23 protein-coding genes are annotated in these 18,481 nt (G+C 31.3%); 11 read left to right on the top strand and 12 right to left on the bottom strand.

Translation table 11 applies throughout. The features are described from left to right. Nucleotides 1–163: 163 nt before the first annotated feature. Nucleotides 164–475, bottom strand: a complete 312-nt coding sequence (locus EJ01_RS06600) for a hypothetical protein (protein WP_048081203.1) — start codon at nt 473–475, stop codon at nt 164–166. A 649-nt stretch (nt 476–1,124) separates the two neighbouring features. On the opposite strand from EJ01_RS06600, the gene EJ01_RS06595 reads away from it, so the two are divergent. Genes EJ01_RS06595 through EJ01_RS06585 form a run of 3 tightly spaced genes read left to right on the top strand, consistent with a single transcriptional unit; the run spans nt 1,125 to nt 3,834 of the window. Continuing rightward, nucleotides 1,125–1,661, top strand: a complete 537-nt coding sequence (locus tag EJ01_RS06595; protein ID WP_048081204.1) for a hypothetical protein — start codon at nt 1,125–1,127, stop codon at nt 1,659–1,661. Between the two features lie 11 nt (nt 1,662–1,672). Further along, nucleotides 1,673–2,593: a toll/interleukin-1 receptor domain-containing protein gene (locus tag EJ01_RS16430; RefSeq protein ID WP_052375915.1), complete on the top strand. Its 921-nt coding sequence runs from the start codon at nt 1,673–1,675 to the stop codon at nt 2,591–2,593. A gap of 41 nt (nt 2,594–2,634) precedes the next feature. Further along, a complete protein-coding gene (locus EJ01_RS06585) occupies nt 2,635–3,834 on the top strand; it encodes a hypothetical protein (protein ID WP_048081205.1) in 1,200 nt (399 codons plus the stop codon). A 77-nt stretch (nt 3,835–3,911) separates the two neighbouring features. Here EJ01_RS06585 and EJ01_RS06580 read toward each other — a convergent pair whose 3' ends face one another. Continuing rightward, the gene (locus EJ01_RS06580) at nt 3,912–4,163 is read right to left on the bottom strand and encodes a hypothetical protein (protein WP_048081206.1); all 252 of its coding nucleotides are present in this window, start codon (nt 4,161–4,163) and stop codon (nt 3,912–3,914) included. A gap of 114 nt (nt 4,164–4,277) precedes the next feature. Here EJ01_RS06580 and EJ01_RS06575 point away from each other — a divergent pair, with 114 nt between their 5' ends. Next, a complete protein-coding gene (locus EJ01_RS06575; RefSeq protein WP_048081207.1) occupies nt 4,278–4,523 on the top strand; it encodes a hypothetical protein in 246 nt (81 codons plus the stop codon). 9 nt (nt 4,524–4,532) lie between these two features. On the opposite strand, the gene EJ01_RS06570 is transcribed toward EJ01_RS06575, so the two are convergent. The 7 genes from EJ01_RS06570 to EJ01_RS06540 all read right to left on the bottom strand — a co-directional run bounded on the left by EJ01_RS06570 (nt 4,533) and on the right by EJ01_RS06540 (nt 8,955). Further along, nucleotides 4,533–4,763: a type II toxin-antitoxin system HicA family toxin gene (locus tag EJ01_RS06570; protein ID WP_048081208.1), complete on the bottom strand. Its 231-nt coding sequence runs from the start codon at nt 4,761–4,763 to the stop codon at nt 4,533–4,535. Then, nucleotides 4,760–4,981, bottom strand: a complete 222-nt coding sequence (locus tag EJ01_RS06565) for a type II toxin-antitoxin system HicB family antitoxin (RefSeq protein WP_048081209.1) — start codon at nt 4,979–4,981, stop codon at nt 4,760–4,762. Before EJ01_RS06565 ends, EJ01_RS06570 begins: the two co-directional genes overlap by 4 nt. Nucleotides 4,982–5,468: 487 nt before the next feature. After that, nucleotides 5,469–5,864, bottom strand: coding sequence for a hypothetical protein (locus EJ01_RS06560; protein WP_157197573.1), 396 nt, complete (start codon nt 5,862–5,864; stop codon nt 5,469–5,471). A 176-nt stretch (nt 5,865–6,040) separates the two neighbouring features. Next, entirely contained in the window at nt 6,041–6,472 is a 432-nt protein-coding gene (locus tag EJ01_RS06555) for a hypothetical protein (RefSeq protein ID WP_048081210.1), read from the bottom strand. 336 nt (nt 6,473–6,808) lie between these two features. Continuing rightward, nucleotides 6,809–7,093, bottom strand: a complete 285-nt coding sequence (locus EJ01_RS06550) for a hypothetical protein (protein ID WP_048081211.1) — start codon at nt 7,091–7,093, stop codon at nt 6,809–6,811. Nucleotides 7,094–7,314: 221 nt separating this feature from the next. Then, a complete protein-coding gene (locus tag EJ01_RS06545) occupies nt 7,315–7,584 on the bottom strand; it encodes a hypothetical protein (RefSeq protein ID WP_048081212.1) in 270 nt (89 codons plus the stop codon). Nucleotides 7,585–7,731: 147 nt separating this feature from the next. Beyond that, entirely contained in the window at nt 7,732–8,955 is a 1,224-nt protein-coding gene (locus tag EJ01_RS06540; protein WP_157197574.1) for a hypothetical protein, read from the bottom strand. Between the two features lie 443 nt (nt 8,956–9,398). Between EJ01_RS06540 and EJ01_RS06535 the strand changes: the two genes are divergently transcribed. The 3 genes from EJ01_RS06535 to EJ01_RS06525 all read left to right on the top strand — a co-directional run bounded on the left by EJ01_RS06535 (nt 9,399) and on the right by EJ01_RS06525 (nt 13,054). Beyond that, nucleotides 9,399–9,776: a hypothetical protein gene (locus EJ01_RS06535; protein WP_048081214.1), complete on the top strand. Its 378-nt coding sequence runs from the start codon at nt 9,399–9,401 to the stop codon at nt 9,774–9,776. Between the two features lie 237 nt (nt 9,777–10,013). Then, nucleotides 10,014–11,693: a SulP family inorganic anion transporter gene (locus tag EJ01_RS06530; protein WP_048081215.1), complete on the top strand. Its 1,680-nt coding sequence runs from the start codon at nt 10,014–10,016 to the stop codon at nt 11,691–11,693. Nucleotides 11,694–11,860: 167 nt separating this feature from the next. Then, nucleotides 11,861–13,054 (top strand): potassium/proton antiporter, encoded by a 1,194-nt coding sequence (locus EJ01_RS06525; RefSeq protein WP_048081216.1) that lies wholly within the window; start codon nt 11,861–11,863, stop codon nt 13,052–13,054. 51 nt (nt 13,055–13,105) lie between these two features. Here the strand turns inward: EJ01_RS06525 and EJ01_RS06520 are convergent, their stop codons facing one another. Continuing rightward, nucleotides 13,106–13,378, bottom strand: coding sequence for a hypothetical protein (locus EJ01_RS06520; protein WP_048081217.1), 273 nt, complete (start codon nt 13,376–13,378; stop codon nt 13,106–13,108). 858 nt (nt 13,379–14,236) lie between these two features. Here EJ01_RS06520 and EJ01_RS06515 point away from each other — a divergent pair. Further along, entirely contained in the window at nt 14,237–14,458 is a 222-nt protein-coding gene (locus EJ01_RS06515; protein ID WP_048081218.1) for a hypothetical protein, read from the top strand. Between the two features lie 582 nt (nt 14,459–15,040). Here the strand turns inward: EJ01_RS06515 and EJ01_RS06510 are convergent. Continuing rightward, nucleotides 15,041–15,265 (bottom strand): hypothetical protein, encoded by a 225-nt coding sequence (locus EJ01_RS06510; protein ID WP_048081219.1) that lies wholly within the window; start codon nt 15,263–15,265, stop codon nt 15,041–15,043. A gap of 371 nt (nt 15,266–15,636) precedes the next feature. On the opposite strand from EJ01_RS06510, the gene EJ01_RS06505 reads away from it, so the two are divergent. Beyond that, on the top strand, nt 15,637–16,005 hold the full coding sequence (locus EJ01_RS06505) for a hypothetical protein (RefSeq protein ID WP_048081220.1): 369 nt from the start codon (nt 15,637–15,639) through the stop codon (nt 16,003–16,005). A gap of 29 nt (nt 16,006–16,034) precedes the next feature. On the opposite strand, the gene EJ01_RS06500 is transcribed toward EJ01_RS06505, so the two are convergent. Beyond that, complete coding sequence (locus EJ01_RS06500; RefSeq protein ID WP_048081221.1) at nt 16,035–17,021, bottom strand: tetratricopeptide repeat protein; 987 nt, start codon at nt 17,019–17,021, stop codon at nt 16,035–16,037. 671 nt (nt 17,022–17,692) lie between these two features. On the opposite strand from EJ01_RS06500, the gene EJ01_RS06495 reads away from it, so the two are divergent. Both EJ01_RS06495 and albA read left to right on the top strand, forming a co-directional pair. Continuing rightward, on the top strand, nt 17,693–17,962 hold the full coding sequence (locus EJ01_RS06495) for a hypothetical protein (protein ID WP_048081222.1): 270 nt from the start codon (nt 17,693–17,695) through the stop codon (nt 17,960–17,962). Nucleotides 17,963–18,090: 128 nt separating this feature from the next. Further along, the gene (gene albA / locus EJ01_RS06490) at nt 18,091–18,363 is read left to right on the top strand and encodes a DNA-binding protein Alba (RefSeq protein ID WP_048081223.1); all 273 of its coding nucleotides are present in this window, start codon (nt 18,091–18,093) and stop codon (nt 18,361–18,363) included. Nucleotides 18,364–18,481: the final 118 nt, after the last annotated feature.

The raw sequence follows: 18,481 nt of genomic DNA, 5'->3' as shown, positions 1-18,481 counted from the left end.
TTACAAGGGTTCTATTTTTACTTTACTAAAGGAACTCCTATTTCCATGAGATAATGTTTTGGATGCATTAAGTTTAAAAAGATGAGTATAGCCAAAAAAATATTATAACAGGTTCCATTAAGGTTATATTTTTAAAAGCTGTAAATTAATTAGGTCCTTAAGCCTATTTGTAGAAAAAATCTATTTCAAGCTTGTCAGTATCAACAAATATCTGGTTGTAGCTCTCTGTTTCCATGATCTCTGTGAGTTCTTCCAGGAAGCGGTTGTTAATTGAAAATCCCCGGCCTGTAAAAAAACTTAGTTTTATAAATTTGCCTTTATCGTCTTCAAAGAGGCCAATTTTAATTTCATTGATGATCCGGAACTTGCTCCTGAAACCGTCAAGCTTTTTCCTGATTCTGTTTATTAAATCGTTTCTTTTGGCCATTGCACTGGCCTCTAATTCAAATATTTCATTTAAATCGTCTGAAAACATGGGGAGCACCTAATATTATTTATTGAGATATTGTTAATATAGTTATGGTTGGTAGATATTTGATGTTTTTCTCTATGAAAATGAGGCTTTTCTGATGGACATAGAATGACTTTGGATGGGTCGAAAAAGTTGAATTTAACGCAAAAGAGTTGAAATCAGTGATTTAGTTAAAATTAAACCTTTAATAACTTAAAAACTTTTTTTTACTATTTTTAAAAGTTAAATTACCTCAAAAATCAAAGATTTATAAATTTTCATACATTGCAAAAATAAAAAGGCATATAAAGGTTTATTATAATACTATTTTTAATTATCAATTGGAATTTGATTCTTATGGAAGCTAATTCAAACCTTCATAAATTCTTAGATTTTTCTGGACTTTCAAATTAGATAATAAACTAAATAATTAATCATTACCTGTAAAACATCCACAAAAAACAACAAATAATTAGATAAGTTAATGAAAATTGCATATAAAATAGACTATTATCCAGAATTTAACACATTACTTAGTTTACATAAGAACATTTACACAAATTAAAAGAGTTTATTAGTTTTCATTACCAATGTTGAAAAAAGAAGAAGATAAGGTTCATAATGACAATTGGAAAAAAGTGAATATGAATAACAATAGGTGAGGTAAATTTACATGCAGAGAAGAGGATTTATAAGTCTGTTATTGGATAGTTTTTTCCGGTGGTGGTGGGCTCTTATTACAGGACTTGCTTCGTTAATTAGTTTATTTATACTTCCAGATAATATTATGATAAATCAGGCATATTTTTCTATATTAATTATTATAATCTCTGTTTTATTATTTTTATGTGCTTCCACTCTATATCAAGGATTATCACTATATCAAAATCGTTTATCTGCACCAAAAGTAATAGGATCTCTGAATTCTAAGATATACGGTGGTGATATTGTGTTCCTCATTGAAAGTTCCTCAATAATTATTCCAGGTAAAATAGCTGAATTTCGAAGATTTCATAATGGTGTAGAAGTAAGTTTCGCACTTGTTGAGTTTATGGAAGAAAATTCAAAGGGACAATTACAAGCTAAGCCTTTGTGGATTTCTCCAGCACATCTTCATGATTTTAAATTACAAAAATTTTCTACATCTGATATCACTGTAGATTTATTGATTCAATCACGCACATTATCTGATGCTAAAGACAGTTTATAGGAGATTAAATAATGAATTATCCAAAAGTATTTATGAGTTACTCTTATTTAGATAAAGAATTTGCAACTAAAATAGCAAATGATCTAAAAAAAGCTGAAATTGATATTTGGAATGATAAATGGGAAATTCAAGAAGGTGACTCTCTAATTTATAAAATTATTTCTGAAGGGATTGCTAATAGTGATTTTTTCTTAATTTTATTATCTAATGCAAGTGTTAATTCAAAATGGGTAAAAGAAGAGTTAGATGCTGCAATTATCCAAAATATAGAAAGTATAACCCATATAATTCCAATTTTGATTGAACCCATAGATATCCCTTTACCTTTAAGAAATTTAATATGGATAGAAATGTATTCAAATTATGATAATGCTATTAAATCACTTATAAAAATAATTCATGAAGACTATGAGAACTATTCCTTAAATATAATTTCTAAATATTTTATTAGTAGTATTGGAGGACTCTCAAAAAATGCCTCTTCAGTAGGAAGCATATTACTTTTAAGACCTGATGATAAAACAGGTTTTGAGAAAAGTTTTTCTGCAAAAGAACTCCAATCATTAGTTCCTTTGACATCACAAGAATTAAATGATGCCATTAACGAACTCGAAGAATATGGACTTGTTAAAACTCTTAACTATTTAGGTACAGCTCCTTATGATTTCGGGCAAGTTACACCAACATACATGCTTTTCATACACTTTAAGGAGAAATTAGATTATGATCCTTATGATGATATTAAATCAATAGCTGAAGCTATTATAAAAAATGATCAAAAAATAGATTTAAAAATACCTCCTGTCCGAATAAATCGTGCAGTTGCTTACTTAGAAGCTTATGGTTATATCAAAGTGATTAGGACTTTAGGAACTGCTCCTTATGACTTTGGAATTTTAATACCTACTGAACATATTCATGATTTTGTTTAAAATGAGTAATTTATACAATTAAAATGAAAAGATGATGATAAATGAAAGATAATGAAAGAGTAATTGAGTTACTTGAAAAAGGATACAGAATTGAAATGTATTGGCCCTTTTCAAGCATTACTGCTGAAAGCGTAGATAATTGGTTTTCCAAACTCAATCTTGAAATAGATCTTGAAGAATTACTTAAACCCTCAAACAAAGATAAATTTTTAATATTCTTTAGAAATTTTTCTACAGGGGAAAGAGTTGAAATAGTCACATCAGATAAAGAAGCCATTAAAAAAGTTATTAAGCAATCAAATTACCAGAAAGAACCAATAGGTACACTTATACGCGCTAAATGCGCTGCATTAGGTGGTAGGTCACCTGACGAAAGGATATTCCATCTAAATGATCTTATTAACAGTTTGGATGGTATTTTTGAAGGATGGGAATTTACTTTAGGTAATTGTCCTGCACATCCTGATGCAAATTGCCCTTTAACATTTGAGATCTCTGTACAAATAGATTCTATCAACGAATTAGATAGAAATGAAGTAATTGATAAATTACAAGTTCTTTTAGATTATCTTGCAATTTCATTAAATGTCGGTTTTGCTATACAACATTATGATTTTGCTTTAATACCCCGAATGAACCCAACAGTTTCTACTGGACCTCAAGAAAGAATGCTTTTTTCTCTAAACTCTTGGGATAAAGAAAAAATGAAAATGTTTCCTTTTTTCCCTGAAAAGGTTAAAATTGCGGCTCGCGGTATCAATCAAACCTACATTGAAAAATGTATGCCAAGTCGTATTTCGATGCTTTGGGCTACTGTTGAAAATATTTTCGACAGCACCCCCGATCCTTTACTTAGTAAAGACGAAATTGCTATGATAATTAAAACTGCAAACAGTATTGAAACTCTAAAATCCGATAAAAAACGTTTAAATCAGCTTAAAGGGGCACTTTCAAATCCCAACCGTTTGCCAGTAAAAGGCCGTAACGAGCGTATGGCTGAAAATATAGCACCACTACTGGGTTTAAGTGCAAAAGAAACTTTAGATAAAATTAGAAAAGCTTCATATTTAAGAGGTATGAATGTTCATCAACTTTTAGAAAATTGGGATGATCTTGAAGAATCTGAGAAATTTTTGCAAGATGTTCTATTAAATTATTTAAGATTGAGAGTACCTCCATTAAGCCCATCGAAAGATTTAAGGCAACCATTTAGGAAAAAACTCGAAATATCATTCCAATAATTTAAATAACATTGATAGAAAGATGTCAATTAACTGAAATATCTCGACAATTTGTATTCTAATCAACTAAATGTTAATTAATGATTAAAATTTAGATTATTTATTTTCTCTTTCTCAATACACTCCTTAGCAATCAAAATTAATTTCGAAATTTCCATACTAAAAGAAGACTGGCTAATCCCAAAGTCCTCAAACGCTTTTTGACTGGCAAACTCAAATGCTTCATCCATGATCGAGACTCTTTTCTGTGATTTATTTGATTTTTTCCATTTTTGGAGAAATTCTTCGTTTTCAAGGGTTTCCATGTTATAAAATAGGTTAATAGACATGTTTATCTTTTTCCGTTTAGTCTTTTAGTATTCTTTCCCTTTAGACATTTAGGCAAAGTATAAATAATAGTATTACAACATGTCTAATTGTCAAGAAGACTTAGGTGAGAGAAAATGCCAATGATAATCAATTACAAAGAAAATGGGCGATCTAATAAAGAAATTCCTCAAAAAGAGATGTCTGAAGACATGAAGAGCTGGTTAATCGAAAATAACTGGAAAATAAGAAAATTAAACGCTGAAATTAATGGTAAGCCTCTCGCTGAATTGATACGCTTAGATGAGCGGTTGATTGTTGTAATTGATGAGGAAGAGAAAAAAATGTTAGTTTTAAATGATATTAATTTTGAAGACTTTTAAAATATGCAATTAGTTTAATAGTTCTTTAAACTGATCTGCAGTTAAATCAGCATCTCTAAGTATGCTTTTTAACAGTTTAGGGTGAAGAATTTTTCCAGAATGATAAGGAACCGTAACACGCACACCTTCATCATTTTTATAAATTTTATGGCTTCCACTTTGGCGCGCCAGAGCAAATCCGGCACGTTCTAATACTTTTATAACTTTATCTGCAGTTACTCGAGGAAGTTTTTCACTCATACTTCTACTTCCAGAGAAGTCAAGCTAATGGATTCAATTTTGGGAATCACTTCATCGCTTTCCATCATATCTTCTATATTGAGACGAATAGCATCTTTAATGTTTTCTATAACTTCTTCGTAACTTTCACCTTGAGCATAACAACCCTGAATCTCAGGACTAAATGCAAAATATCCATCTTCATCCTTTTCTATTACTACAGAGACTTTATATTTCATTATTTAACCTCCAAAATCTACGATTTTGTGGCCCTCGAAATTCATAGTATTTTCTAACCGGAGGAAATATAATTTCCTCGACCCCGAAAACTTCGTTTTCGAGGATTTCGGGGCATGTAAAAACCTTCGGTTTTTACGGTTGTGAAGCTTGCTTCACAAACACCGAAAATTTTTATAAAATTTTCGAGTGTTCAGAAAATCTCGAAGAGATTTACTTCAACCTCCAAAAAAATTTATTTTTTTATGTTTTGAAACTGCAGGTTCCTCAACATGAAAAACTTTTTTAAACATGGAATATCATTTTCCAGAATTTCTAAAACTTCAACTTTGGTTTCCATAAATCACGGAAAAATCATTCAATTATCTTCTACAATTTAATATATTAATAGTTCCATTTATTAAAACTAATGCAATATCATAAAAAAGATATTTAAACACATCTTTTTCCAAAGGATTTTCGAATATTCTTCAAGTAATATGTCCCTAATTAAAGTTTATGGTCTGTACTGTTAGATCTAGTACTCATCTCGTCTTCAAATATATTATCTATGTCCTTGAAAAGCCCATTTATATCCGCTACTTTTCCATGAGACCCTTCCAATTCGTTTTCAATCACTTTAGAAGCCAGCAAAATTTGAAATGCACTTAAAGCCTTTACAACCTGAGAATCCATATCTATAGAATACAATTGAGTATTTCCTATTTTTCTTGTGGGTTTAATTAATTTATATTTAGTTAATTCCTCAAAAAATCCATATAAAGTTCCACGTGCCACGCCCGAACACTCTGCAATGTCTATTTTAGTGTATTCAGTGTAAGGGTGCGAAAGCAGGAGGTCGATTACTCTAATTCTAGGATAATTTCCAAAAAATTCAGTTAACATTTTTCACACGTCCATGTTCCATTATTGAACATCTAACGTATAATTTTTAGGATTGCCCTACAAATAGTCAAAATATTTGATTAATTGTACAGCTTTAAATAAAAAAATAATGTTTAAAATAATTTAGAAATCTTTTGAAAATTAAAAGATTCCAACACCATTCAAAAATCAATACCCTATTCCATCGGCAGAACTTCAAACAACAACTCTTTAAAGTCACCCAACAGTTCTTTTGGAAACATTAAGCCCACACAAATTACAAGGACACCTGTACCTAAAACACCGTCTTCTTTATTGGGATCATCTATGAGTTCTTCACCGAAAACTAATTTTACATTGCTTTTTACCTGGAGAAAATCCCATAGAGTTTCGCGTTCAGGCTCTGCGCCTTTGACTTCAATGTTGTTGCGTAATGCAAGCTCTAAAAATTTTTTCCAATCTTCAAAATCGCAGAACTCGATCCATGTCGACTCCTTGTAGTCAATACAGCAGTTGCATGTTTCAATTTCCCAGTGAAAGAAATTTTTAATGACATCTTCTAGGCCTTCGTCTACAAGAATACAAAAATCTTCATCTATTTCAACTTCTACCTGTTTATGTTCATTCATGTTACACACATCTAATTTTAATGCTATTTACACTTATTTAAACTGAAGTACATAGCTGTATCTTGCAACATATTCAAATAATTTAAATTACTCTGGGAATTTTCCCAGTAAACAGTTGGAAATAGAGCTATTGTATTTTTACAGCTATTATAAAAGTGATATTTATCACAACAGTTAAAAATGTGGAAACATTTGCAGCAGATAATAGTCTAAAGAAGACAAATTTCCACATAAAAATTAAATTTATTTAACGCAGCATGATAAGTTCGTGTGAATTATTTAATCATTAATACACAAAGAAATATTTTCTAAACTGATAACTGGTGAATTATTAATCTAAAAGTTATTTACCATATTATACGCCCTTATAGTAGGCCTAATCCCCGATCTCTCAAATAACTCAACTACTTCCAGCTGCTCATTTCCCATTTTATCTAAGGCTTCTTGACTGACCCATACCGTTTCAATTATAAAACGTCCCTTTCTATCAGCATCCTGAATTAAATATGACGCTATCATTCCTTCTGGTTTCTCATTTTGTTTTAAATTTTCATAATCTGATTCAAATTCTTTAATTTTTGAAATTGGGACGTTCCCCTCTACAAAGGTTATAACTTCCATCTAATCACCAGTATATATTATTTGTTTATCTCAATTAATATTTTGCTGGCAAAATTTATTAAAAAAGTCTTTTTGAATTTTAAAGTAATGTTTTTAAATATTTAAAATGGAAAAAATGTAAATCTTATCAAAGCATTAGAGATCTAAGGAAGTTTATATGTTTAAAATGAAAAAATAGAGATTTAATTAGCCATTCAGCGAAGAAACACCATAATATTTTTTTATGCGATGTCCCTTATCTTTCCAAAGTGATCACTGTAGTACCTGCAGCCTTCTGGTTCCAGAATAACATTCAAAAATTTATACCTGAATGTATTACAACCAGGTAGCGTTCTTACCAGGTGCATCTTTTCCAGGCAGTCTATACCCTCATTAATCTCGCCGCATTCGAGATTGGTCATCCTTTTTATGGCATCGCCGCTTCCGCGTTTTCTGCTCCCTTCCACCATTGCTTTTAAAATTATCATTGCGTTTTCCTGGGTAGAACCCATTCCAACACCCCCTTTACTCAGAATGTATTAATTAATTATATTAATTTAGGCATATATAAATCAAACTGTCCCCAGTAAGCGTCATGTAAAAAAAAAAATAAAATCCAATTTAAAACATTCAACCTTAAAAAAAATAGAAAAAAGAAATTATCTTCTTTTTGAAACAGCTGATCCGCCTAAAACTAATAAAACAGCAGATATAAATCCAATTAAAGGCATCCCTGTTTTTTGTAGAGGCATAGTTTTGTTTGCAGCTTTTACAGTGGCGCCCTGGACATCAGATGAGCCTGTAATTACACCACTGCCATAACCTGAAGATGCTTCAGTGTTGTTGTAGATATCCTGTGGAATGTTTCCTGCAAACTGACACGAGTCCACAGTATAAGTTCCACCATAATCGTTGTAGATGGCACCGCCAGCAGTCGAGATATACGGGGCATAAAACGCACCATAAGCAACATTACCCATGAAATTGCTGCCAGTTACAGCCAAAGTACCGATGTTATAGATGGCACCACCTGCAGCATATGCAACATTAGCAATGAAATTACTGTTAGCCATTAACAAAGCATTATCATTGTAGATAGCCCCACCCAAACCATAGACAGAGTTACCTATAAAATCAGTGCCAGTTACGATTAAAACACCATTATTGTGGATAGCTGCACCATGACCATACATTGCACAGTTTTCTGAGAAGTAACTATCAGTTACAGTTAAATTACCATCATTATAGATAGCTCCAGCAGCGAAGTTATATGCAGGATCACCATAACCTCCATCTGCATCGTTGTTCAGGAAACTGCTGTAGACCACAGCCAAAGTACCATGATTGTAAATAGCACTGCCTGCAACATATGCATGATTATCAGTGAACCTACCTTCTGAAACAGTTAAATTTCCAGCATTGTAAATAGCTCCACCGTTATATGCATTTCCATTTGTGATGGTTAAATTTTCGATTGTAACTGTCGCACCGGGTTGGATCTTAAATATCCACGCCGAATCAGTCCCATTTATGACAGTACCTGTTTGACTTTGGCCAATAATAGCCATGTTCTTGTTAATATTGATTTTAGTGTTGTTTATTCCGTTGTAATTACCATCTGCAATTCTAACTGTTCCACCACTGTTTACAGTCCCTGTCGCATTTTTAATGCTGAGTTTCGGGCCGTTTGTACCTGATGTCCATGCTGCAGATAAACCATCCCATGAATCATTTCCAGATGAACCGTTAACATAAATAATATCGCCAGAAGCTGCCGAAGCACTGTTAATGCAGAAATTAAAAATTAAAGCTAAGCTTAAAACCATTAATAGAACTGAAATTCTCTTTTCATATTTAGTTACCTGTTTTAATATCTTTTTCACCCCCTCCATAATTAGTATTATCCAAATTTAGGATCATAGGGTGTTATGTTAAACTATTATAAAAAGATTATTACTTATTTTAAAGGTTAATACGAATAAATTATGAAAATACACACATATGTTAAGTTAATTGTAAAATAAAAACGTTATTAAATATTTTAAAAATAAAATAACCATTTAATGCATTATAATCATATAAAAACTTAAGACATACTCTTTTAATTAAAAAATATGCCAAAAATAAATTAATAAAGCATCTAAAGCTGAGGATATCCTGAATTTGTTTAAATTAGATATTTAATAAAGTTTATTATTTTTTATATACAGAATCATAATTTTTTTAACGTGATAGATGATTTAAATTAGATATTGTAGTGTTTTTTAGATTATTTCCAAAACAATTTTAAGGACAATGATATACTCTAGTAGAGGAGGCACTGATCATGCCGTCAAAAAAGGAAGGATCTGAAATACCTAATAAAAGAAAAAGAAAACGAAAGAAAACCACGTCAAAGTATGGGGACGATGAATATTTAAGTGTCACCGGTGACAGGCACAAGGTAATTATGACACCTACGGGCATAATGATGGAAGACGGACTGGTTCTATATAAGAATATAGTACGTATCTATAAAAAGAAAGATACTGATTTTTATGGGTATGCTAGAATTAGAATATGGTTTACCAGCGGCAAAATAACCGTTAGAAAAGTTAGGTCTGCAGATGCAACTAGATTCATTCTCGCTGTAAGAAAGAAAATGAAAGAATTAGAGAAAAAACAGGCCGAAGATTCCCGTAAAGATGACCCTATATTTTTTTAGGTGTAAAATTGCTGGAAATCCATGAGTTAAATTAGAGTATAGAAAAAAATTGATTTTAATATATTTAAACAAATTTAATTCATTGTTCTTTATTTTCCATATTCATACAACTGGAAAATACACAAATTTAACCATAAACCTGACATTGAACATTACTTTTAACAAAAATGACCCACATATTAAAAGAGAGATAAAACTTTTATAATTTAATTTGGCTCAAAATTGGAGACTAAAACCATGAAAGTTTCATCATTACTCCCAATAACCCGGTGGGCAAGATCGTACAATAAAGAATGGTTAAGGCCAGATATTATTGCTGGAATTACAGTTGGGGCATTTACAATACCCGAAGCCATGGCATACGTTTCTCTAGCAGGGCTGCCTCCAGAAATTGGTTTATATTCTGCAATGATCGCTTTACTGGTTTACATGATTTTTGGGACATCTAAACAACTGTCTATCGGCCCTACATCAACTATTTCTATACTGGTTGGTTCTACAATTGGTTCTCTGATGGCTGTAGATACCGGCCAGTACTTCATGATGGCATCACTTGTAGCCGTCATGGTGGGGATTCTCGCACTCATATCATGGGCTTTAAGATTAGGATTTATAATTAAATTTATTTCAAAAACTGTTTTAACCGGATTTTTAGCAGGCTTAGCCTTATATATTGCCTCGGGACAGCTCCCCACATTACTTGGAATACCTGGAGGCTCAGGGACTTTTTTTAACCGTATGTATTATCTTTTCATGCATATTAACCAGGTCAACCCTGCTACTCTTGCCATTGGTATCGGTGGAATTCTTTTTTTAATTTTAGCCACTAAAAAATTTCCTAAACTACCCAATACTTTGTTCCTTGTTTTAGGGTCAATTGCAGTCGTTACTCTGGCTAATTTAGCTTCTTTAGGTGTAAAAATAGTAGGGAGCCTTCCTCAAGGATTGCCTGCTTTGATAGTTCCAGATCCCACTTTGATAGATATTAATATCCTGATCACTCTAGCAGTGACTGTTTTTCTTGTAAGTTATGTGGAAGGGTATATATTCGCCTCTGAATATGCTGCTAAAAACAACTATAAAGTTGATAAAAACCAGGAACTGCTGGCTTTGGGGGCATCTAATGTAGCTGTGGGCCTTTTCCAGGGGCTGCCAATAAGTGGAACCCTATCAAGAACCGCAGTAGCTGACGAAAGCGGAGCAAAAACCCAACTTGCTGGAGGGGTATCTGGACTAGTACTTTTATTAGTTCTGGTTTTATTTACAGGAGTATTTTACAACTTGCCTCAAGCCATACTAGCTGCCATTGTACTGTATGTAATAAGGGGCCTGGTTGATATTCCCCATTTCCGTAAAATCTATAATTTCAACAAGATAGAATTTACTGTTGCAGTTGTAACGCTTTTAACCGTGCTATTTATTGGTGCACTGGAAGGGATCGTAATAGGAGTTATATTATCCGTCTTAAGCTTGCTTAAAAACATGTACAACCCACATATAGCCATACTAGGTCGTATTCCAGGTACTGTACAATATTTAGATATTAAACGCCGCCCAGAAGCTGAAATAGCATCCCATACCCTCATTGTGAGGGTTGACGGGTCACAGATATTCCTGAACACAGAAAACGTGAAAAATACCATTATAGATTTAGTAGATGGAAAATATAAAGACACTAAATTATTTGTTTTAGATTTTGAAGCCACTTCTTTTATTGATTATTCAGGAATAGAAATGTTAGAAGAACTTGTCGACGAACTGAAGAGCCGCGGCATTAAAGTTAAAGCCGCCAACGTCTATGGACCTCTCAGACAATCTATTAAAAAAACAAGACTGGAACAGGAAATCATGGAAAGTAAATTCTGTTTAACCATTGACCAGTGCCTTAAAAGATGGGAAAAAGAAGAAAAAGAATAGGATTTAAGTTAACATTTCATAATTCATGCCCATTAAAAATAATCATTTTTTAATAGAATCTCTAAATGGACATATTTTAAACATTTAAACCTCGTGAAGTATTATAATGAGGTAAAAGTTTTAATAATCAAAGATTATATACCAAAATAAATAAATATAGTTATGTAATGCTTTCAGAACAATTCATTTTAATTGGCTCTCTTTTGCTTTTTATCAGCATAATAATAAGCAAAACTTCTAACAGGCTGGGGATCCCTTCGCTCGTTTTTTTCCTTTTAATAGGCATGTTGGCAGGTTCTGAAGGCATAGGTGGAATTTATTTTGATAATCCCGATATTACGCAGTTTATAGGGATTATTGCTCTTGTTATCATTCTTTATTCTGGAGGTTTAGACACTAAATGGAAAGATGTTAAGCCAGTCCTTGGTAGAGGGGTGGTTCTTTCTACTGCTGGCGTTTTAATAACCACTGTGGCAGTTGGCCTTTTTATTAACTGGATTACAGGGTTTTCTCTTATTCAATCCCTTTTAATAGGATCCATTGTTTCATCCACAGATGCAGCGGCCATATTTTCTATCTTCAGGTCAAAAAACCAGAATTTAAAAAATAATATTATACCTACTCTCGAGCTTGAAAGTGGAACAAACGACCCCATGGCTTATTTCCTGACCACTACCTTAATATTTTTGATATTGAACCCTACAACGTCAGTTTGGTCTACCATACTGTTACTGGTGCAGTCAATAGGACTTGGTGTCATTCTAGGAGTTATTTTCGGGAAAGGATCAGTTAAATTAATTAACAGCATTAAACTCCACATTCAAGGGCTTTATCCAGTTCTTACCATAGCCCTGGCATTTTTAACATTTTCTGTGACCTATTTCGTGGGCGGAAATGGTTTTTTAAGTGTTTACATCGCAGCACTCATACTTGGAAACAGCCACTTCATAAATAAAAAGATCCAGATGCAGTTTTTCGATGGAATGGCATGGTTAATGCAGATTATCATGTTTTTAACCCTTGGACTCCTTGTATTCCCTTCCCAAATTGTTCCAGTAATTGGAGTAGGAATCTTAATTTCTTTCTTCCTGATCCTGGTTGCCCGGCCCCTTGCAGTATTTTTATGTCTTTCGCCATTCAAAGTAGGGCTCAAAGACAAAGTTTTCATTTCATGGGTTGGTATTAAAGGAGCTGTGCCCATTATCTTTGCAACCTACCCCATAGTAGCTGGAATTAGCGGCGCGAACATGATCTTTAACATAGTTTTCTTTATAACTTTAACTTCAGCACTGGTACAGGGGTCAACAATCCATGTAGTTGCCGAACGTTTAGGCCTTTCCACCACAAAAACAGAAGAATAATATATAAAAATAAAAATTGTTAATTAAAAACCGTCACAAAAATTTGAGCTTTTAATCTATGCTCTTTATTTTTCCGAAATTCTTATCGTAGTATTCAATACCTTCAGGTAAGAGTCTAACGTTAAAAAAGTCAAAATTGACCTTGCTTATGTCGCCTAATGTCTTTACTAAGTTCATTTCTTCCAGGCAGGGTATTGCACTGTTAATTTCCTCACATTCCAAATTGGTAATTCTTCTTATGACATCGCCACTGCTGGCATTTACTCTGCTTCTTTCCACCATCGCTTTTAATATTATCATTGCGTTCTCATAGTTAGAATCCATCAAATCACCTATTCTTTTTTAAAGAGATGCCCCCAAACGAAACGTTTTTGAGCCAAATTTATGCCCCTCCTCCTGCCAATATGAATTTTTAACAGGTTTTGGAGTCCAATATTTTTAGTTGATATTTGAACCACATCATATATAAATCGAACTGCTTTACAATAGGAGTCGTTTAAAAGATAAATGTCAATTCAAATTTAATGTAGAATGTTATTTCATAACCCAGATCACTCTTAAAATGCCAATATACACAAATCATAGGAAATTAAGGAACTTTTGCAGTTACAATCTAATTGTGATATCTTCTATGTATTTGACATGTATGCTGTTGCTTTTCATTAGTTAAAAGTACTGATGAAATTTTAGTGATATTCCTAAATTCTTAATTTCAAGTAAAAAATAAATTAAAATATACCTTTTTAAGCATTTAACAAATATCTGAGACAAAAGCAGTACAGCAAAAATATTGGAAAATATTAGTAAAAACGTGCATATGTACAAAAATACATCTGTTCAAAAACATAAAAGTACAAAAAACATATAAATTAGTACGAACTTATTATTAAGTGGACTGCTAAATAATCCTGGGCATCATTCGGTGCCTCCTTCGGTGCTCAGGATTATTTAGACCTATTTCCAACTATATTATTTTAAAATTGTTTTTAATGTCATTTTACCATAGAAACATCTATTTATAACATTTTAGTTCATTTACACATATTAATAGTATATATTTTATGTCCTTTCTTCAAATTACAATAATCGGGTATCTCACCGATAAAGTTTACAGTTTTTTATCACATAACTAATATTAAAAACAATAATTTAAATAATTAAAAATCAACCGGGTGATCTATTATGGAAAAATCTCAATTTATTGAAATAACCTATCTCAACTCTAAAGATAAAGAGTTATTTAAAACAGGCGAAAACAATGTAGAAAAACTGGCAGTGCAGACTAATGAAATTATTATCCATTTTAATGACAACAACCATAAATACAGGAGAGTAATCCCTTTCTCAAGTGTCCTATATTTTGACACCAATTATGTGCCTGAAGCGCCGGCATTAACATTTTAACTTTTATCTGCTTAAGTTATTGTATGAAATACTTTAACTCAAATAAACAAAATATAATGCAGCTTAAGTGGGGATATTTGCAAACATATTCAAACAGTTAGGGGCATTCCCTATTTTTAACCAGTATTCAATTAACCAAAATTTAACAATTAAATATTAAATTGAATTTCATTATAACATGCTAAAAATTTTAATTTAACAGGATAAGACTACAAATTTTATGATAAATACCCAAATATTGAGTTTTTAAGCCGTAAATAAAATAGAACCTTATCATTTATTTTCTTTATTATTACATTTTACTGGAGGATACTCCTTACCGCATTTTATACATTTGTAACCTTCATGAAAATGTTTAAGTTCTCCACCGCATTCAACACAAAATAAATGCATTAAACCATCTCCTTATTTATTTATAAAAGCTTTAGATACAATATATATCCAAATTAATTTTATATCGTAAACTTCGTCTAAAATAAAAAGAACATTCTTTTTATCCTATGTTTTACCATTTACTTAAATTTTATTATTCAAAAATCATAGAATGTAAAATCAGTAATTAAAATGAGTTTTTAAAAGCAATTACCAATTTTGTAATTTATTTAGTTCTGTTTCAAAAAATTGATCAAATAATCTTTTTATTGTTTCTGATGCATAAAAACCAAATTGAATATATGTTCCATCAATTCTGGTTATCTCATCTTCTTTATAGTTTATATCGTACTTATTTAAAAATGTTACTGCTTTTTCTCTTTCAACTAATGGCATGTAAATTGTTACAAAATCTCCATGAAACTCTAATTTCATTTATTCACCATTTATTTAATCGTTATATCAACTTTAACATGCGCATATAAAGTTCGCAGTTAACACATCCTTAAAAAAATCATCTACTTTTTTTTATTTATCCATTTTTCCATTTTAGTTTTAGACACTTATAAAAAAATACATATCTCATCTCCAGCCTGGAAGTTTATTTAACAAATCTGTGATCTTTTTAGATGAAATATTCTCTAACTTCGCTGGAGTTAATTAAAATAACCAATACGCCATAGATCTTAAATATTTAGTTTCCATTTAAATGTCCTAATTTTTGAATTTAAATAATATTATATGTTTGTAACTACTAACAATCACCAGTATTAATTTATTAAATTGAAAAGGAGGGTTTATAAAAGATGAACAGTCTAAAAATAGCATCAATTTTTATTATAACAGTATTTTCAATGAGCTTTGTGGTTTCAGGAGTTTCCGCAGCCCAAATGGATTCAAACTGGCAGTTTCATGTAAAGACCGTAAAGCTAAATGACACATTTACAGCTGCACCTTCAGGAATTCATATTCCAGAAGTATCCTTCAATGCACAGTACAACAAGGACTATCTCGACTTAATATCTACTGAAGGGAACACATTTACATTCAAAGCTAATAAGCCTGGAATTATATTTGTAAATATAATCTGCACTCCATGGTACCATATTCTAATATATCCACCTGTTGACGACAGAACTATCACAGATACCTACATGATAATCATTAAAAAGTGATTCTGCATGTTATAAAAATATTTAATTTTTCAGTTCAATATTTCTTTTTCTGCCTTTAATTCTTCAATTTTCATTAGTGCCTCTTCACTATCTGAAGAAATTTCCAGTACCCGTTCAAAACAACCAAAAGCAAGATTATTCTTACCTAGATCCATATAAACATTTCCTAAATTAATATAAGCTGTATCATACTCATCATCGAGCTTAATGGCTTCTTTAAAAGATTCTACCGCTTCATAATCCTGTCCAATGCTAAACTGAACATAGCCTAAGTAATTCCAGAGTTCTGGCTGATTTTTATCAATTTTAAGAGCTTTTATAAAGTATTCGATTGATTCTTCCTCTTTTTCCATAAAATACAGTACATTTCCTTTATAAAACATCGCTTTGAAATTATCCTGCTCTTTTTCCAGGATTCTATCTAGATATGACAAGGATTCGCTGTAGCGGCCCATATCAGCTAAAGTAGCCCCCATATTGTAAATAGCCTGCTTGTAATCAGGATCAATATTTAAAGCCTCTTCAAAACACATCAGTGCATTTTCATCATCTTCTAAAATGCTGTAAGCCATACCACAATCATTCCATGCTTCAATAAAGTTTTCATCTATGGACAGTGCTATATCAAAGCAGTTTACAGCACCTTCATAGTTGCCTAAATGAATTAAATTAAGGCTTCCAATATAGTACCATAAATCCTCATTTTCCCCATATTCCTGGGCTTCTAAAAATACTTCTAATGATTTATCATAGTTTTCCATGAAGAAAAGACACATTCCTCTGCCAAAAAGTCCTGGAAAATTTTTCTCTATTCTCACTGCCTTATTAAAACACTGCAGTGCTTCTTCATAATTGTCCATGGATCCCAGGAGATATCCTAGTTCTAGCTGGGCCTCCATACAGAATGGATCTGCTCCTATTGCTTCACGAAAGTAGTTAACAGCCTCATCAGACTTTCCATAGCTTAATAATTCTATTCCTTTTTGATAAAGTTTTTTAGCTTGATTACTGGTCAATTTATTTCTCCTTGTAACTTAGTTTAGATGTAATTAAATTTAGAATAAAATCTCTAATTTAGATTAATTAGATAGTGAACTAAAAGATTTTCTTTTTTAATGTAATTAAAGATTACTGATTGATGATAGTCAGAGTGGTGACGTTGCAGAATTCATAAAATCAGAGGTTAAAAAGATAAAATATGATATATTTCAAAATGTGAACTAATTTAATTAATTGGAGATATTCATGGGAATATAAATATAGAAAATGTGTTGAGTATAGTTACCTTCTATTTATAGTGAATGACCAAATATTTTTGACTACTTATTTAATAAGATACTATTGTTTATGCGTTTTAATTTAAAGACGTAAATTTAATCAATTACTGTCAAAACTTTTTTGCAAACATTAAAAATCTACGATTTTCAAATACCTAAAGTTTATAAGTTTAAAAAGTTACGTCATTTAAAAAAACATGGAACTTACATATTTCAATGACAATTTATTTAATTTTATTTTTTAAAGTATAATACTAATAATGAATAAGTAACATACATTTATAAGGATATAGAAAAGTTTATTAGGAATTTTAGACCATATTAACTATTATAATTCTAATTATACCAATATTTTTATACTTTTGCCTGAATTGATTTCAACTATTTTTATTAGATTCGGAGGAGAAACTTTGACAAACATAGTAAACTGGTGGGACATTATAGCTAAACTCAGATACGACAAATCCTACTGGCATCATCTAGAACCTGCAGAGGTAACAGAAATCGTGCAAAGGATAAAAGAAGGAAAAGAAAAGATATGGGGGCTGGATAAATTCGTTCAATTAGAATTAAGGCCTGCATTACATAAATTAAATCACATGCGAAGCCATTTTCATATAATGCACATTCACGATTTGAATATACAAAAAATTAATTCACGACATATAAATACAGTTTAACTTGAACTAATTTTTAAAAGTAAAGAATTTTTTATAGGTTTTGAATACTCAAAAATAAATTTAAAACAGGAATACATAACTGTATTAATACCAAGTCAAAATATTATATTAGAATATGGAGGTATAAAATGGCAGAGGAAAACATCGTATATATCGGAAATAAACCAGTGATGAATTATGTACTAGCTGTAGTAACTCAAATGAACAGTGGAACTTCAGAAGTTATTCTAAAAGCACGTGGAAGGGCCATAAGCAAGGCTGTTGATGTTGCAGAAATTGTAAGAAACAGATTTATAACAGATATAAAGCTTGGAACTATAGATATCAGTACAGAAGAAGTATCTAACAGAGAAGGATCAAACAGTAACGTTTCAGCCATTGAAATACATCTTAATAAATAATAAAATAACTTCTTTTTAAATTTTAAGTCTAAATAGTTCAAACCAAATATTTAGACTTATATCCAATTACTTTAAAAAATAACTATTTTTAAATGAAATTACTCATTTAATAAGCCTT

Source organism: Methanobacterium veterum (genome assembly GCF_000745485.1).
Classification (GTDB): Archaea; Methanobacteriota; Methanobacteria; order Methanobacteriales; family Methanobacteriaceae; genus Methanobacterium_D; species Methanobacterium_D veterum.
The sequence above is the reverse complement of the archived record's forward strand: the minus strand, read 5'-3'. Positions and strand labels throughout refer to the sequence as shown.

Coding starts and splice junctions, on each gene's coding strand:
- EJ01_RS06600 (WP_048081203.1), bottom strand. CDS start 475: ATGTTTTCAGACGATTTAAATGAAATATTTGAATTAGAGGCCAGTGCA.
- EJ01_RS06595 (WP_048081204.1), top strand. CDS start 1,125: ATGCAGAGAAGAGGATTTATAAGTCTGTTATTGGATAGTTTTTTCCGG.
- EJ01_RS16430 (WP_052375915.1), top strand. CDS start 1,673: ATGAATTATCCAAAAGTATTTATGAGTTACTCTTATTTAGATAAAGAA.
- EJ01_RS06585 (WP_048081205.1), top strand. CDS start 2,635: ATGAAAGATAATGAAAGAGTAATTGAGTTACTTGAAAAAGGATACAGA.
- EJ01_RS06580 (WP_048081206.1), bottom strand. CDS start 4,163: ATGTCTATTAACCTATTTTATAACATGGAAACCCTTGAAAACGAAGAA.
- EJ01_RS06575 (WP_048081207.1), top strand. CDS start 4,278: ATGCCAATGATAATCAATTACAAAGAAAATGGGCGATCTAATAAAGAA.
- EJ01_RS06570 (WP_048081208.1), bottom strand. CDS start 4,763: ATGAGTGAAAAACTTCCTCGAGTAACTGCAGATAAAGTTATAAAAGTA.
- EJ01_RS06565 (WP_048081209.1), bottom strand. CDS start 4,981: ATGAAATATAAAGTCTCTGTAGTAATAGAAAAGGATGAAGATGGATAT.
- EJ01_RS06560 (WP_157197573.1), bottom strand. CDS start 5,864: ATGTTAACTGAATTTTTTGGAAATTATCCTAGAATTAGAGTAATCGAC.
- EJ01_RS06555 (WP_048081210.1), bottom strand. CDS start 6,472: ATGAATGAACATAAACAGGTAGAAGTTGAAATAGATGAAGATTTTTGT.
- EJ01_RS06550 (WP_048081211.1), bottom strand. CDS start 7,093: ATGGAAGTTATAACCTTTGTAGAGGGGAACGTCCCAATTTCAAAAATT.
- EJ01_RS06545 (WP_048081212.1), bottom strand. CDS start 7,584: ATGGGTTCTACCCAGGAAAACGCAATGATAATTTTAAAAGCAATGGTG.
- EJ01_RS06535 (WP_048081214.1), top strand. CDS start 9,399: ATGCCGTCAAAAAAGGAAGGATCTGAAATACCTAATAAAAGAAAAAGA.
- EJ01_RS06530 (WP_048081215.1), top strand. CDS start 10,014: ATGAAAGTTTCATCATTACTCCCAATAACCCGGTGGGCAAGATCGTAC.
- EJ01_RS06525 (WP_048081216.1), top strand. CDS start 11,861: ATGCTTTCAGAACAATTCATTTTAATTGGCTCTCTTTTGCTTTTTATC.
- EJ01_RS06520 (WP_048081217.1), bottom strand. CDS start 13,378: ATGGATTCTAACTATGAGAACGCAATGATAATATTAAAAGCGATGGTG.
- EJ01_RS06515 (WP_048081218.1), top strand. CDS start 14,237: ATGGAAAAATCTCAATTTATTGAAATAACCTATCTCAACTCTAAAGAT.
- EJ01_RS06510 (WP_048081219.1), bottom strand. CDS start 15,265: ATGAAATTAGAGTTTCATGGAGATTTTGTAACAATTTACATGCCATTA.
- EJ01_RS06505 (WP_048081220.1), top strand. CDS start 15,637: ATGAACAGTCTAAAAATAGCATCAATTTTTATTATAACAGTATTTTCA.
- albA (WP_048081223.1), top strand. CDS start 18,091: ATGGCAGAGGAAAACATCGTATATATCGGAAATAAACCAGTGATGAAT.